Annotated in this window: 10 protein-coding genes; 4 read left to right on the top strand and 6 right to left on the bottom strand. The window is 70.4% G+C overall.

The window, feature by feature from the left end; all coding sequences use genetic code 11:
* The first annotated feature begins 158 nt into the window (after positions 1-158).
* Positions 159-974 carry a transposase family protein gene (locus tag CUT83_RS27965; protein WP_439144991.1) on the top strand — a complete coding sequence of 272 codons (816 nt, stop codon included), beginning with the start codon at positions 159-161 and terminating at the stop codon, positions 972-974.
* Positions 975-1,405: 431 nt separating this feature from the next.
* On the opposite strand, the gene CUT83_RS27960 is transcribed toward CUT83_RS27965, so the two are convergent.
* Positions 1,406-2,605, bottom strand: a complete 1,200-nt coding sequence (locus tag CUT83_RS27960) for an aminotransferase-like domain-containing protein (RefSeq protein WP_101258601.1) — start codon at positions 2,603-2,605, stop codon at positions 1,406-1,408.
* 438 nt (positions 2,606-3,043) lie between these two features.
* On the opposite strand from CUT83_RS27960, the gene CUT83_RS27955 reads away from it, so the two are divergent.
* A complete protein-coding gene (locus tag CUT83_RS27955; protein ID WP_101258596.1) occupies positions 3,044-4,579 on the top strand; it encodes a glycoside hydrolase family 43 protein in 1,536 nt (511 codons plus the stop codon).
* Positions 4,580-4,793: 214 nt separating this feature from the next.
* Positions 4,794-5,810, top strand: coding sequence for a LacI family DNA-binding transcriptional regulator (locus CUT83_RS27950; RefSeq protein ID WP_241524836.1), 1,017 nt, complete (start codon positions 4,794-4,796; stop codon positions 5,808-5,810).
* 28 nt (positions 5,811-5,838) lie between these two features.
* Here the strand turns inward: CUT83_RS27950 and CUT83_RS27945 are convergent, their stop codons facing one another.
* The 5 genes from CUT83_RS27945 to CUT83_RS27925 all read right to left on the bottom strand — a co-directional run bounded on the left by CUT83_RS27945 (position 5,839) and on the right by CUT83_RS27925 (position 12,426).
* Positions 5,839-7,596: a CocE/NonD family hydrolase gene (locus CUT83_RS27945; RefSeq protein ID WP_101258594.1), complete on the bottom strand. Its 1,758-nt coding sequence runs from the start codon at positions 7,594-7,596 to the stop codon at positions 5,839-5,841.
* Positions 7,593-9,092: an arabinosylfuranosidase ArfA gene (gene arfA, locus CUT83_RS27940; protein ID WP_101258593.1), complete on the bottom strand. Its 1,500-nt coding sequence runs from the start codon at positions 9,090-9,092 to the stop codon at positions 7,593-7,595. The genes CUT83_RS27945 and arfA overlap by 4 nt, the downstream gene beginning before the upstream one ends.
* A 136-nt stretch (positions 9,093-9,228) precedes the next feature.
* Positions 9,229-10,131 carry a carbohydrate ABC transporter permease gene (locus CUT83_RS27935; RefSeq protein WP_101258592.1) on the bottom strand — a complete coding sequence of 301 codons (903 nt, stop codon included), beginning with the start codon at positions 10,129-10,131 and terminating at the stop codon, positions 9,229-9,231.
* Positions 10,131-11,153: a carbohydrate ABC transporter permease gene (locus CUT83_RS27930; protein ID WP_101258591.1), complete on the bottom strand. Its 1,023-nt coding sequence runs from the start codon at positions 11,151-11,153 to the stop codon at positions 10,131-10,133. The genes CUT83_RS27935 and CUT83_RS27930 overlap by 1 nt, the downstream gene beginning before the upstream one ends.
* Positions 11,154-11,163: 10 nt before the next feature.
* Complete coding sequence (locus tag CUT83_RS27925; RefSeq protein ID WP_240957979.1) at positions 11,164-12,426, bottom strand: ABC transporter substrate-binding protein; 1,263 nt, start codon at positions 12,424-12,426, stop codon at positions 11,164-11,166.
* Between the two features lie 383 nt (positions 12,427-12,809).
* On the opposite strand from CUT83_RS27925, the gene CUT83_RS27920 reads away from it, so the two are divergent.
* Positions 12,810-14,357: a GH39 family glycosyl hydrolase gene (locus CUT83_RS27920; RefSeq protein ID WP_101258589.1), complete on the top strand. Its 1,548-nt coding sequence runs from the start codon at positions 12,810-12,812 to the stop codon at positions 14,355-14,357.
* The last annotated feature ends 28 nt before the right edge of the window (positions 14,358-14,385 follow it).

Here is a 14,385-nt window from a genome sequence, read left to right as displayed (position 1 = left end):
CAGTGAGGTTTTCTCAGCGAAATGATCTACGCGAAGCCGGATGAGGCTCTGGTGTCCGGACGATTCGGGCAGCCCTGCCCCGGTGGCGGGCAGACGTAAAGCCCCTGGTAGGACGGTTCTCTCTCACAAGATCGTCCTGCGACACCAGAGGCTTCACGTTGGTCCCCTATGTTGCCATGCTCGACATCCCCCGCCCGGTGGTGGCCTTCCTCGCCCGCCTGCTGGCCGCCCACCGGCGGAAGATCGGCACTCCGCGCGGCTCGCGGGCGCTGGGCCCGTTCCGCCAGGCGGTCCTGGTGCTGCGCTGGTTCCGCCACCGCACCTGCGTGCACTGCCTGGCCCGCGACGCCGGGATCTCCCAGGCCACCGGCTACCGGTATCTGCACGAGGGCATCGACGTCCTCGCCGAGCGCGCCCCGGACCTGCACCAAGTGCTGGAGCGCTGCCGTGAGCAGGGCCTGAGCCATGTGGTCCTGGACGGCACGCTCATCGCCTGCGACCGGGTGGCCGGCACCACCGAGCGGGGCAACGACCTGTGGTACTCCGGCAAGGGACGACGCTTCGCCGGAAACCTGCAGTTCCTCGCCGCTTCCGACGGCTCGCTGCTGTGGGTCTCCGACATCGAGCCCGGCTCGGTGCACGACCTGCGCGCCGCGCGGACCCATGTGCTGCCGGCGCTGTACGCCGCGGCCCGCCACGGGCTGCCGACCCTGGCTGACGCGGGTTACACCGGCGCCGGCAGCGGCGTGCACACCCCCTTCCGCCCGCATCCCGACATCGCCTCACCCCTGGCGGCAGACACCCGCGCCCACAACCGGCTGCTGCGCGGCATCCGCGCGATCGGCGAGCGTGCGGCGGCCGAGCTCAAACAGCGCTGGCGCACGCTGCAGCATGTGACGGTCAGCCCCAGCCGGATCGGAGCCATCGCCCAGGCCGCCCTCGTCCTCAACAATGCATGGCACGAAAGGCGTTGAGAAAACCTCAGTGGACCACGGAAAACCGAAAGGACCGCACCGTCCCGGCACGCGCGTGGCCGGTGGTGCGGCTTCGAGCCGCCGACCGTTGACCGTGGCGTGTGGCGGGGGACGTGAAACACGCAGCGATCACCGGCCACCGAAGGGTCACCGGCCTGTCGGCCGAGGTGATCGCCGAATCCGCCGCCGGGGCAGACCTGTTGCGGCATGAACGGCATCAGGCCGGGCCTTCGTCCTCGACGGGGCGGGAGGACGGGACACCGGCGGCCCCGGGATTCGGGGCCGCCGTCCTGCCGCCGGCCGCACGGGCAGGGAGACGCTCACCGCCGACAGGGGCGGACAGGCCGGAGCATCTTCCCTTCCGGCCGGCACAGCAGGGCCGAGGAGCCGACGGCCGCGAACATGTGAGCGCTGACAGAGCGGACGACGCGCTACGCGGAAGCGCCCGCGGTCGCGAAGGCCTCGGCCAGCCGCCGAAGCCCCTCACGGATCTCCTCGGGAGAGTGCGTGGTGAAAGACAACCGCAGTGACGCCGGATCCGGTGTGCCCGCGAAGAACGGCGCTCCCGGAACGTAGGCCACATCATGCTTGATCACGACGGACAGCAGCTTCGTCGCGTCGAGCCCGTCGGGGAGTCTTGCCCAGACGAACATGCCGCCGTCGGGGTGGTTCCAGCTGCTCCCCGCCGGCATGGCCTCGGGCAGGGAATCGAGCAGCGCGTCCCGGCGCTCGCGGTAGGCGGCACGGACGGTGGAGAGGTGCGCGGCGAGGTCGCGGTCGCGAAGATAGCGGGCGGCCGCCGCCTGGTCGACGGTGGAGGTGTGCAGATCCGCGGACTGCTTGGCGATCACACAGGCCCGGCGCAGCCGCTCGGGTGCCCGCAGGTAGCCCAGTCGCATTCCCGGCGCCATGATCTTGGAGAAGGTGCCCAGCAGGACCGTACGGTCCGCCGCGGCCGGCGCCGAGGCGATCCAGGGCACTTCCTCACCGCTGTAACGGAGTTCGCCGTAGGGGTCGTCCTCCACGATCCAGAACCCGTGCCGCTGGGCCACCTCGGCGACCGCGCGGCGGCGCTTCTCAGGCAGCGTCCGGCCGGTCGGATTCTGGAACGTCGGAACGATGTACAGCAGCTTCGGGCGCTCACGGACGGCGATCTCCTCCAGGGCCGCCGGGTCGATCCCCTGGTCGTCGGTCGGTACGGCCACGATCCGTGTGCCCGCGAACGAGAGGGCCTGCAGAGCGGCCAGATAACAGGGGTCCTCGACCAGGACCACGTCGCCGGGCTCCACCAGCGTGGTGGTCAGCAATGTGAGCGCCTGCTGCGACCCGTTGGTGACGAGAAGGTCGTCGGCCTCGGTCGGAAGGCCCCGCGCGGTCAGCCGGGCCGCGGTGACGGCACGCAACTCGGGGTCGCCCTCGCTGGTGGAGTACTGCAGCGCCCGCTCCGCCTCCTCGGCCAGCACCCGGTCATAGGCGGCCCGGATGCCTTCGGCGTCGAACAGCTCGGGCGCCGGCAGGCCGCCGGCGAACGAGATCACCTCGGGCCGCGAGGTGAGAGCCAGGATGTCGCGTACGGGCGATGAGCCGACCGAGTTCGCACGGGCGGCAAGTGGTGGCTCAGCAGACTTCATGTTCGCAGCATAGTCGAGTGCCGTCATAGCTGAAGCGACTTCCCGGCCGACCCGGAACCTTTTCCGCGCAGGGGAATTGACACCTGGTCAACTGCAAGAATGGCCAAAACTCATCGGTCCTTTCCCAGTCTCGTGCCGATGCGGCGGAGTGGCGTGCAAGGCCGAATTCGCCCCAGTCCGGCGACATGGGCAGGGACATCGCGTGTTTGCGGACCGTGTGGGCCCCATCCGTGATATCCGGGCTGCCCGGCGGCGCGTACGGGCGGCCGTACTCCATGCCCCGGCAGACCGGGAAACGCGCCGGGGCGCGGACGCGGTGGTGGTCCCGGCGCCGTCGGCGCTTCGCGCCCGGCCGTCCCGCACCGGTCGGGCCCGGGCACGGGACGCCGTCTAGACTCGCTCCACGGTGCCCGGCGGCTCGAAGGGAACAGGTTTTCCTTGCATACCTACAAGAACCCTGTGATCAGTGGATTCCACCCCGATCCGAGCGTGTGCCGGGTCGGTGACGACTACTACCTGGTGTGCTCCAGCTTCGAGTACTTCCCCGGACTGCCGCTCTTCCACAGCAGGGACCTCGTGCACTGGGAGCACATCGGCAACGTGCTCGACCGGCCCGGGCAACTGCCGCTGCCCCTGCCCGGCTCCAAGGCGTCCGGCGGCCTCTACGCCCCCACGATCCGCCACCACGACGGCCGTTACTGGGTCATCAACACCAACATCGACGGCGGCGGCAACTTCGTCGTCTCGGCCGAGCGGCCCGAAGGGCCGTGGAGCGACCCGGTGTGGATCGACCTGCCCGGGATCGACCCCGACCTGGCGTGGGAGGAGGACGGCACCTGCTGGTGCGCCTTCTCCGGGGTCGAGGGCGGCATCAACATGGCCAGGATCGACCCGGTCGCGGGCGAGGTGCTGGAGGGGCCCTTCGCCACATGGTCGGGCAGCGGCCTCAAGTACCCCGAGGCACCGCACCTCTACCGCATCGGCGACTGGTGGTACCTGCTGATCGCGGAGGGCGGCACGGAACGCGGTCACAGCGTCTCCATCGCCCGCGGCCGCTCGCCGCGCGGCCCCTGGGAGGGCGCACCCGCCAATCCTCTGCTGTCCCACAGCGGTACCGCCCGCTCCATCCAGAACACCGGCCACGCCGACCTGGTGGAGGCTCCCGACGGCAGCTGGTGGATGGTGCTGCTCGGTGTCCGCCCCCGTGGCTTCACGCCCGACGTGCACGTGCTCGGCCGTGAGACGTTCTTGACCCCTGTGGAGTGGGGCGAGGACGGCTGGCCCGTCGTCGCGCCCGTTCCCGAGAGCCACACGGCCCCGGGCGGCGCCTGGCATCCGGTTCCGGCCCCGCCCGCCCGTGACGACTTCGACGGTGCCGCTCTCGCGCCGTACTGGATCTCGCCGTTCACCCGCCCGGAGGGCTCCTGGTCGCTCACCGAGCGCCCCGGACGACTGGTCCTCCACGCCACCGGCCCCACCCTCGACCGTCCCGGGTACACCTTCGTCGGCCGCCGTCAGCAGCACCACGACTGCCGTGTCACCGCCGCGATCGACCCGGGTGCGGGGCGCGGCGGTCTGTGCGTGCGCCTGGACGAGGCCCACCACTACGAACTGGAGGTCGAAGAAGGGCGGGCCCGCGTCGTCGCCCGGATCGGCCCGCTGCGCCAGGCCGTGGCCGACCGGCCGGTCCCGGCCGGACCGCTGACCCTCGCCGTGACGGTCCGGACGTCCGGCCTCGTGCCCGCGTCGCCCGAACTCACCGACGGCGGGACCACGGGCCCCGACACCCTCGCCTTCTGGCTCGGCGATCCCGGCGCCCCGGGGGCCCGGCCGCTCGCCGAACTGGACGGGCGCTATCTGTCCACCGAGGTCGCCTGCGGCTTCACCGGCCGGGTGATCGGCATGTACGCCACCAAGGGCGCGGTCGCCTTCGACTGGTTCGAGTACACCCCGGCCTCGGCGCCCTCCGCGTAACGCTCGGCCTGCGGCCGCGTACGACGCCTGCGGTCCCGCGCGGGCGCCGGGCGCGACCTGCCACGAGGCCGCGCCCCGGGAGCCGGCGGCCGGCGGTGCCGGCCCGGGAGGCGGCGGCCCCGGCACCGGCCCGGCGTCCTGGACGGCTTCCCCGCCGGTTAATCTGTCCCCCATGCCACCTCGACCCGCCGGATCGCGCCCCACACTGTCCTCGGTGGCCAAAACAGCCGGTACGAGCGTGCCCACCGTGTCCAAGGTGCTGCGAGGCGGAACCGATGTCTCGGCCGAGACGCGCGCGAAGGTCATGGAGGCCGTGCAGGCCGTCGGCTACACCCGCCGGGCCGGGTCCAAGAACGAAGGTGCGCGGGACGAGAGCGGCTTGTCCAATGTGCTCGATCTCGTGGTCACCCACTTCGAGGGGTCATGGGCGAACCTGCTGATAGCCGGGGTCGGGCGGGAGGCGGCCGCGGCGGGGATCGATACCGTGCTGACGCTCGCCGATCCGCACGGCGACTGGGTGTCGCGGGTCCTGAGAAGGCGCACCATCGGCACGATCGGGACGCTGGTCGACCCCACCTCGCGGGAGTTCAACGCGCTCGGTGCCGCAGGCGTCCCCGTGGTGCTGATCGACCCGATGAGCACACCGCCGTCGGGGGTGGCGAGCGTCGGCGTGGCGAACTGGGACGGCGGCCGTATGGCCGCCGAGCACCTTCTGTCCCTCGGCCACGAGCGGATGGGGGTCGTCGCCGGCCACGCCCGCCATCTGTTCAGCCGGGCGCGCGTCGACGGTTTCCGCGCGGCGGCCGACACGGCGACCGGCGGCAGCGCCACGGTGTCCGTGGCCTATGGCGGATGGAACCGCGCCAAGGCCAAGGCCGCCACTCACACCCTGCTCGACAGCGACCCGGGGATCACGGGGCTCTTCGCCTGCGCGGACTCCATGGCACTGGGCATCTACGACGCTCTGGACGCCCGGGGCCTGCGGATTCCCCGGGACATCAGTGTCATCGGGTTCGACGACCTGCCCGAGGCGCAGTACATCACCCCCGGGCTGACGACCGTCAGACAGCCCAGCACCGAGCTGGGCGCCGCGGCGGTCAGGCTCCTGGTCGGGCTCTCCCGCGGCGAAGAGGGCGGCGCCCGGTCCCCCGCCCGTATGGAGCTGGCCACCGAGCTGGTCGTCCGTGCCTCCACCGGACCGGCCCCGGCGACCTCGGCGCGACGCCGATGAGACCGGCCGGGGCGCGCCCCGGCCGGTCTCATCGCGGCGCTGTCGTCACGACCTGCAGGACGAGGCGGCTCGGACGGGCGGCGCCGTGGCGGATCGTGTATTCCGCCACGGTGGGCGCCTCCGTCGCCCCGGCCGGCTCGAAGACATTGCGTCCGACGTCCCAGCGGGGTGACGAACTCGGTGCGATGTCGACCCGCACCCGGTGGCCCGGCAGGAACGTGTGCGCCGTCGACCAGAGGTCCACGACGAACTCCTGCTCCCGGTTCGGCTCGACCGGTCGCCGCTCGCCCAGACCCGTGATCGGGTCGACCAGCCGAGCCGACCCCCGCTGCACGCCGTCGGTGATGACGAGGCTGCTGCCGTCCGGGTGTTCGTCGCACAGCCGCACGACCACGTCCGCGTCCGTTCCCGTGGTCGCGAGGTGGACGACGGCGCGGACCGCGCCCATCACCGTGAGTTCCTCGGCGAGCGGCACGGTGCGCCACGAGACCACGTCCTGCCGTGCCTCGATCGCCCTCTGGTCGGCGGGCCCCGCCTCGAACGGCGCGAAGAGGAGCACCGCACCGCCGCACGTCGGCACCGGGGACGCCGGATCGCTGGTCAGCCTCCGTTCACCGCTCCCGGCCGGCTCGGCCGCGAGTGATCCCCCGGCGCTCAGGTACAGTTCGAGCGTCCGTGTGTCGCGCGGGGGGAACTCGTCCAGGTCGATCCACCGGTTCGAGCCCATCAGGAACACGCGCACCGGCGGCGTGTCCGTCTCGCCCGTGCGCAGGACGGCGTCGAACCACCGCACGTGCCGCGCGGTGAGGTCTGCGCCGCCGCCGAGATCACCGGCGGACGCGTCCGGCCCGAAATCCACGCCGGCCGTCCGGCCCGACATGTCGTCATGCGTCCAGGGGCCGACCAGAAGGCGGGGCACCGGACCGCCGGTGTCCTTCGCGCGGCGCAGCAGACGCCGGTAGATCTCCAGCGTCGGCCCGAGGAAGACGTCGAACCACCCGCCGGTCAGGAAGACCGGGATGTCGATCGCGTCGATCCGGTCGACGATCTTCCCGGCGCGGTGCCGCGCCGACCCCAGTGGCTCCCGCAACCGGTCCAGGCCCCATACGACGATCGCCTCGGCGTCCGGGCCGGCCTGCGCGGCGCCGGCCCGGAAAGCTTCCCCGGATCCGATCGCACGCTCGGTCGCCTCCCACCGCCTGCGCTCGGCCTCCCGTTCGCGGGCGGAGCCGATGCGCGTGATCAGGTCCGGGGCGATCGCGTAGTGCGTCCACGCGAGGGTGCTTCCGATCTCCGGCACACCGCCGCGGAACCGGAAACCGTCGAGCGCCGACATCGCCGGCGTCATGGCGGGAGCGATCGCCCGCAGGGCCGGAGCGCCGCCCAGAAGAGCGCTGAACTGGGTGTCCGAGGCGTAGGAAGCGCCCCACATCCCGACGGCGCCGGTGCATTCGGGAAGCGCCGCGAGCCAGGCCACGGCGTCGGCGCCGTCGGCCACCTCCTGCGCGCAGGGGTCGAAGACCCCTGCGGAGCCGAAGCGCCCCCGCACGTCCTGGAGTGCGACGAGGTATCCGGCGGCGACCAGGCGCCGGACGTCGAGTATCCCGTCGTGTTCGTCACGGGTCGCGTCATAGGGGTGACGGGTCAGCAGGGCCGGCCACGGCCCTCTCCCGTGCGGAAGCAGCAGGACGGTCCGAAGCCGCGTTCCGTCGCGCAACACACAGGTCGTCTCGCGGCGTTCGGCTGTCGGATCCGGCTCCTGACCGGGTCCGGTGCCGTCGCTCATCGCAGGGCGACCGCCGTCCACGACACCGGCGGCAGCTCGATGGTGAGCAGGCCGTCGGCGAGTACCGCGCTCGGGTTCGCGGCCGGGGTCACCCGGTGCTGCTCGGCGAGCGTGTTCTTCGCGTACACATCGGAGTCGGCGAGCGTGACCGCCTCGGCGACGCGCGAGGAGCCGAGGCCGCGTACATCGATCGTGACCTGCGCGGCCTCGGCCAGGTCGCGGTTGACGAGGAAGACCGCGGCCCGGTCCTCGTCCACGGTCGCGACGGCGTCGATGACGGACGCCTCGCCGTGGCGCGCGGTTTCGTACGTCGGCGCCTCGATCACGGGCCGGATCACCTCGCCGGAAGCGAGCCGGCTCGTGATCGAGAACGGGTGGAAGGTCGTCTGCCGCCAGGCCGGGCCGCCGGGCTCGGTCATGATCGGAGCGATCACGTTGACGAGCTGCGCGAGCGAGGCCGAGGTGACGCGGTCGCTGCGCTTGAGGAGCGTCATCAGCAGGTTGCCGACGACGACGGCGTCCGCCACCGTGTACTTGTCCTCGAGCTGCCGGGGGGCGTGGCGCCACTCGTCGCCGACCTCCCCGGACTCCTGGTGCTCCTTGAGGTACCAGACGTTCCACTCGTCGAAGGAGACGTTGATCTTCTTGCCCAAGCGTTTCTTGTGCCCCACGTGGTCGGCGGTGGCGACGACGGTGTCGATGAAGTAGTCCATGTCGATCGCCGAGGCGAGGAAGGAGCCGAGGTCGCCGTCGTGCTCCTGGTAGTAAGCGTGGCACGAGACGTAGTCGACGTGGTCGTAGGCGTGCTCGAGCACCGTGCGTTCCCAGTCGCCGAAGGTCGGCATGCCGGACCCGGAGGAGCCGCAGACGACGAGTTCGAGGTCCTTGTCGGCCGTCTTCATCGCGGCGGCGGTGCGGGCGGCGATCTTGCCGTAGTCGTCCGCCGTCATGAACCCGGTCTGCCAGGGCCCGTCCATCTCGTTGCCCAGGCACCACATGCGTACGTTGTGCGGCTCCGGTGTGCCGTTGGCGATGCGCAGGTCCGACCACGCCGTACCGGAGGGGTGGTTGGCGTACTCGAGCAGGTCCAGGGCGGGCAGGATGCCTCGTGTGGCGACGTTGACCGCCAGCATCAGCTCGGAGCCGGTGAGCTTGAGCCATCTGGCGAACTCGTCGAGGCCGATCTGGTTCGATTCCAGCGAGTGCCAGGCGAGGTCGCGGCGCACCGGGCGCTTCTCGCGCGGGCCGACCGAGTCCTCCCAGCGGAACCCGGAGACGAAGTTGCCGCCCGGGTAGCGGATGGTCGTGCAGCCGAGTTCTCTGACGAGTTCGACGACGTCCATGCGGAACCCTTCGTCGTTCGCGCTGGGGTGTTCCGGCTCGTAGAGCCCGGTGTACACGCAGCGGCCGAGGTGCTCGACGAACGAGCCGAAGGTGCGGCGTCGGACAGGGGCGATGACGGCCTGTCGGTCGAGCTCGATGCGGGCGCGGGGCAATTCGGCGGTCCTTTCCGGGGGATGGCACGGGGTGGATCGTGGGCTGGGCGATTCCGTCGGTCAGCGGCCCGCCCCCGCCGCGGACACGGCGGGGGCAGGCACAAGGCGCTCCGGCTCGAAGACGCCGGTGCCGGTTTCAGCCCTTCACGGCGCCGGTGAGACCGCCGACGATCCGCTTCTCGAAGACCGAGAAGAAGATCAGTGCGGGCAGCATGGCGAGTGAGGTGAACGCGAGGACCTTCGCGGTGTCCGTGGAGTACTGCGAGGAGAACACCTGGACTCCGAGCGGCAGGGTGTAGTTCGCCTGCGAGTTGAGGATGTACAGGGGCAGGATGTAGTTGTTCCAGCTGCCGACGAACCCGAGGATGCCGACGGTGACCACACCGGGCAGCGACAGCGGGACCACCATGCGGAAGAAGAACCCGAGCCGGCTCATGCCGTCGATCGCGGCGGCCTCCTCGATCTCGTTCGGAATGGCCCGCAGGAACGGCACCAGGATGATGACGGTCACCGGCAGGCCGAAGGCGATCTGCGGGAGGATCACGCCGAGCAGGTTGTCGACGAGGCCGAGGTCCTTGATGACGAGGTACAGCGGGGTGATCGCGACGACCATCGGGAACATCAGGCCCGCGGCGAACAGGGAGTACATCGCGCCCTTGAACCTGAAGTCGTAGCGTGCGATCACGAAGCTCACCATCAGGCCGAGGACGACGATGCCGAGGGTGCTCGCGACCGCGACGACGAGGGAGTTGGCGAACTCGCCCCAGAACATCGTCGACTTCAGGACGTCGAGGTAGTTGCCGACCACCCAGGGACTGGGCAGGGCGGCCGGTTCCGTGGTGATCTGCGAGTTGGTGCGGAATCCGCCGAGCACGATGAAGAGCACCGGTGCGACGCAGACGCCGACGAAGAGCAGCGCGACGAAGTAGGTGATGGGGCTCCCCCACTTCTGCGGCCTGTCACGGTTGCCGCGGCGGCCGGCGGACGGCTTCGGCTCCGTCGGGGAGGACATCCGGGAGGCGGCGGTCGTCGCACTCATCACACGGTCCCTTCGGTGACGGCGCCCTTGAGGTCGCGGCGCAGGACGAAGCGCTGGTAGAGCAGCGCGACGACGAGCGAGATCAGGAACATCACGACCGCGACGGCGCTGCCGTAGCCGTAGTTGCCCGCGTTGCGGCCCTGGGCGAGCATGTAGATCGCCATGGTCGAGGTGCCCGCGGTGCCCGAGACGTACTGGCCCCAGATGATGTAGACGAGGTCGAACAACTGCAGCGAGCCGATGATCGACAGGAACGCCCAGATACGGATCGTCGGTCCCAGCAGCGGCAGTGTGATGCGGCGCTGGATCTGCCAGTAGGAGGCGCCGTCGATCTGCGCGGCCTCGAAGAGTTCGTCGGGGATCGACTGCAGGCCGGCGAGCATCAGGATCACCGCGAAGCCGATGTACTTCCACGTGATGATGACCATCAGCGTCCAGATGGCCAGGTCCGGGTCGGCGATCCAGTCGGTCTCCAGGGAGCCCAGGCCGATGCTGCGCAGCAGGTCGTTGACGGCTCCGTTGCTCTGGAGCATCAGACTCCAGCCGGTGCCGACGATGACCTCGGAGATGATGTAGGGCACGAAGATCAGGACGCGGATGGTCGAGCGGCCGCGGATCCTCTGGTTGAGCAGGAGTGCGAGGACGATCGCCAGCGGGCCCTGGATGACCAGTGAGAGCACCAGGATCAGGCCGTTGTGCCACAGGACGTCATGGAAGGCGGGGTCGGTGAGGATCAGCTTGTAGTTGTTCAGGCCGACCCAGTCGGTGGGGTCTCCGTAGCCCTTCCACTGGTAGAAGCCGTAGTACGCGGCGAGCGCGACCGGAAAGATCACGAACGCCAGGAACGTGATGATCGCCGGTGCGGAAAGGACCGCGATCTCCAGTCGCATCCTGGCACGGCCCCGGCGGTGCGCAGCCGCTCGCGGCGGAGCCGGGGGCGCGGACACGGCCGCGCCCCCGGCTCGGGGCGTGCCCTGCGACTGGCGGCCGTCGGCCGTGTCAGTGCCCAGGGTGTCGCTCATGTCTGCTTACTCAGCCCTTCTCGGCGGCGGCTTTGACGTCCTTGACGATGTCGGTGGCGGAGCCCTCACCGGCCATCAGGTTCACGACGGCGATGTTCATGGCGTTGCCGACGTTCTGGCCGTACACGGTGTCGAGGAACTGCATCGAGTAGGCGGCCTTGTTGAAGGCCTGCAGCGCCGAGATGTTGTAGGACTCGGTGACGACCCCCTGGGCGTCCTTGTTCACCGGGATCGTGTCGAAGGCCTCGGCATAGGCCTCCTGCTGCTCCTTGGTCACGACGAACCGGAGGAAGTCGAGGGCCTCCTCCGGTGCGTTTTTGGACAGCGAGTACCCGCCGGCGCCGCCCATGATGGCGGTCGGGTCGCCCTGTCCGCCGGGCACGGCGGGGAAGGGGAACCAGCCCAGGTCGGGGAGCGGCTTCTTGTCCGGGGTCAGGTCGGCGATCACACCGGGGTTCCAGTTGCCCATGAGTTCCATGGCCGCCTTGTGGTTGGCGAGCATGCCCGCCGACGACCCGGCGCCCTGCTGCGACGAGGCGGTCAGGAAGCCCTTCTGGAAGGGGTCGGTCTCCAGGAGCGACTCCAGGTCCTCGCCGGCCTTGGTCCAGCACGCGTCGTCGAAGGTGAGCGACTTGGCGGCCTCCTGCATGACATCCTGGCTGCACTCGCGCAGGGCGAAGTTGTAGTACCAGTGCGCGGCCGGCCAGGCGTCCTTGGCGCCGACCGCGATCGGCGCGACGTCGATCGCCTTCAGCTTCGCGACGGCGTCCTTGAGTTCGTCCATCGTCGTCGGCGGCGAGGTGATGCCGGCCTTCTTGAACAGGTCCTTGCTGTAGTAGATGCCCTCGGGCTGTGTGTCGAGCGGCATCGCGTAGACCTTGCCGTCGATCGAGACGCCCTCGAGAGCCGCCGCGCCCACATTGGCCCTGTCGGTGTCGGTCAGGTCCAGCGCCTGGATCTGACCGGCGTCGACCATGGCCTGCATCTTGCCGCCGCCGCGCTGCAGGAAGATGTCGGGCGCGGAGTTGGAGTTGAGCGCGTTCTGCAGCTTGCCGTCGAGATCCTCGTTCTGAACCGACTGGATCTTGATCGTGACGTCCGGGTGCAGCGAGTGGTACTCCTTCGCGGCGTTCTTCCAGTACTCCGCGCCGCGCCCTTCCATCGCGTTCGTCCAGAGGGTCACCGTGCCCTGGCCATCGGACGAACCGTCGCTTCCGCCGGCGCAGCCGGTGGCGGCGAGTGCGATGCCCAAGCCGATCGCGGCAGCCGTCATGCTGCGGGTTTTCCTCATCACCGTGGAACTCCCTGATCTGTCGTCAGTGATCCAACTACTGTCAGTTTGCGCAAACTAATAGGCCGTCCGCGAAGCGGGAGCTAAGGTGTACAGTCAGAAACAAGCGAGAATCAACCAAGAGTTTTCGCAAGTTGCCCAATCGTTACCGACGCAACCACCGTCGTAGGCGGTCACGAACGGGCGGGTGACGGCCGGAGACAGGCTCGGTCGCCCCCGGCCGGGCCCCGGCTTCCGGGCCTCGGCCTCGGCCCCGGCCCCGGCCCCGAAGGACGGCTTTCATCCCGAACACCTCCGGCGAGCCCCACCCCACCCCACCCCGCAGCGCAGCGCACCGCACCGCACCGCAGCAAAGGAACCCCACCATGCGGATCGCCGTTCCCCGGCAGCCGACAGCCCGGCTCTCCGACGCCTGGCGCCACTGCGTCGGCACAGGTCGGCTCGACCTCGCGCTGCGGCGCGACTATCAGGACTCCCTCGACCTCGTCCAGCGGGAGATCGGTTTCCGGTACATCCGGGGGCACGGCCTGCTCAGCGACGGGATGGGCGTCCACCGCCCCTACGACTGGGCCGGCGAGCGGCACGTACGCCATGCCTTCACGTACGTCGACCAGGTGGTGGACGCCTGTCTGGGAATGGGTATCGCGCCCTTCCTCGAGCTCGGCTTCATGCCGTCCGGGCTCGCCTCCGGCGACGACACCGTGTTCTGGTGGAGGGGCAACATCACCCCGCCCCGCGACGAGAAGGAGTGGGCGGACCTCGTCCGCGCCGTCATCGGGCACCTGGTCGACCGCTACGGCATCGACCAGGTGCGCCGGTGGCCGATCGAGGTGTGGAACGAGCCCAACCTGGCGGCGTTCTGGTCCGCGGACCAGGACGCCTATCACCGCCTCTACGAGGTGACCTCACTGGCCGTCAAGGAGGTCGACGCCGGGCTCCAGGTGGGCGGCCCCTCGCTGGCACCGGGGTACGAGGACGAGTGGATCCAGCGCTTCGCCGAGTTCGTCGAGGCCCGCGACCTGCCGATCGACTTCGTGAGCCGCCACGCCTACTCCTCCGGCCCCGTCCAGCCCGTACCGTTCGGCGCCCACCAGACGCTCATGCCGGCATCGGCGCTGCTGGAGCAGTTCGGCGCCCCGCGGCGGCAGCTGGCGGGCACCGAACTCGCCGATCTGCCGGTCCACATCACCGAGTTCAACTCCTCGTACCGGCCGGACAACCCGGTCCACGACACCGCGTTCCACGCGGCGTACCTCGCGCCGGTTCTGGTGAACGGGGGCGACATCGCCGACTCCTTCTCGTACTGGACGTTCAGCGACGTGTTCGAGGAGGTGGGCATCCCCACCGCGCCGTTCCACGGCGGCTTCGGGCTGCTGACACACCGGCAGATCAGGAAACCCACCTACCACCTGTACACGTTCATGGCCGAGATGGGCGAGCAGATCCTCGCCCGGGGCGAGGACCATCTGGTGACCCGGCACGGCGACGGGCGCGTCACCGTACTGGCCTGGGCGCCGGCCGACCCGGCCGGCGGCGAGCCCGCCGACGGCCACACGCTCCGGCTGTCCCTGCCCGTCGGCGCCCCGGAGGCGCGGGGATCCGCCTTCGCACGCCGCCGCTCCGTGAGCGAGGACGCCGGCAACCCCTGGGCCGCCTGGTGCGAGATGGGGCGGCCGCTCGCACCCGGCGACCGCCAACTCGACGCCCTCCACGAGGCCGCCGAGCCCGCTCGCTCGCACCGGAGCGTGCCCGTCGCCGGCGGGCGCGCCGATGTGGACCTCGTCCTGGGCCGCAACGAGGTGACGCTGCTGGAGCTCACCCCGGTCGTCGACGAGACGCCGAAGTGGTGGAGCGACGACCGGCTGTTCGGCCTCGGCGCCGATGACATCGACGCCTCCGCGGACCGGTCGTAAGCGCCCCGCCGCCCACGGCGGTGGGGCG

The sequence above is a fragment of the Streptomyces barkulensis genome (assembly GCF_002843305.1).
Classification (GTDB): domain Bacteria; phylum Actinomycetota; class Actinomycetes; order Streptomycetales; family Streptomycetaceae; genus Streptomyces; species Streptomyces barkulensis.
The sequence above is the reverse complement of the archived record's forward strand: the minus strand, read 5'-3'. Positions and strand labels throughout refer to the sequence as shown.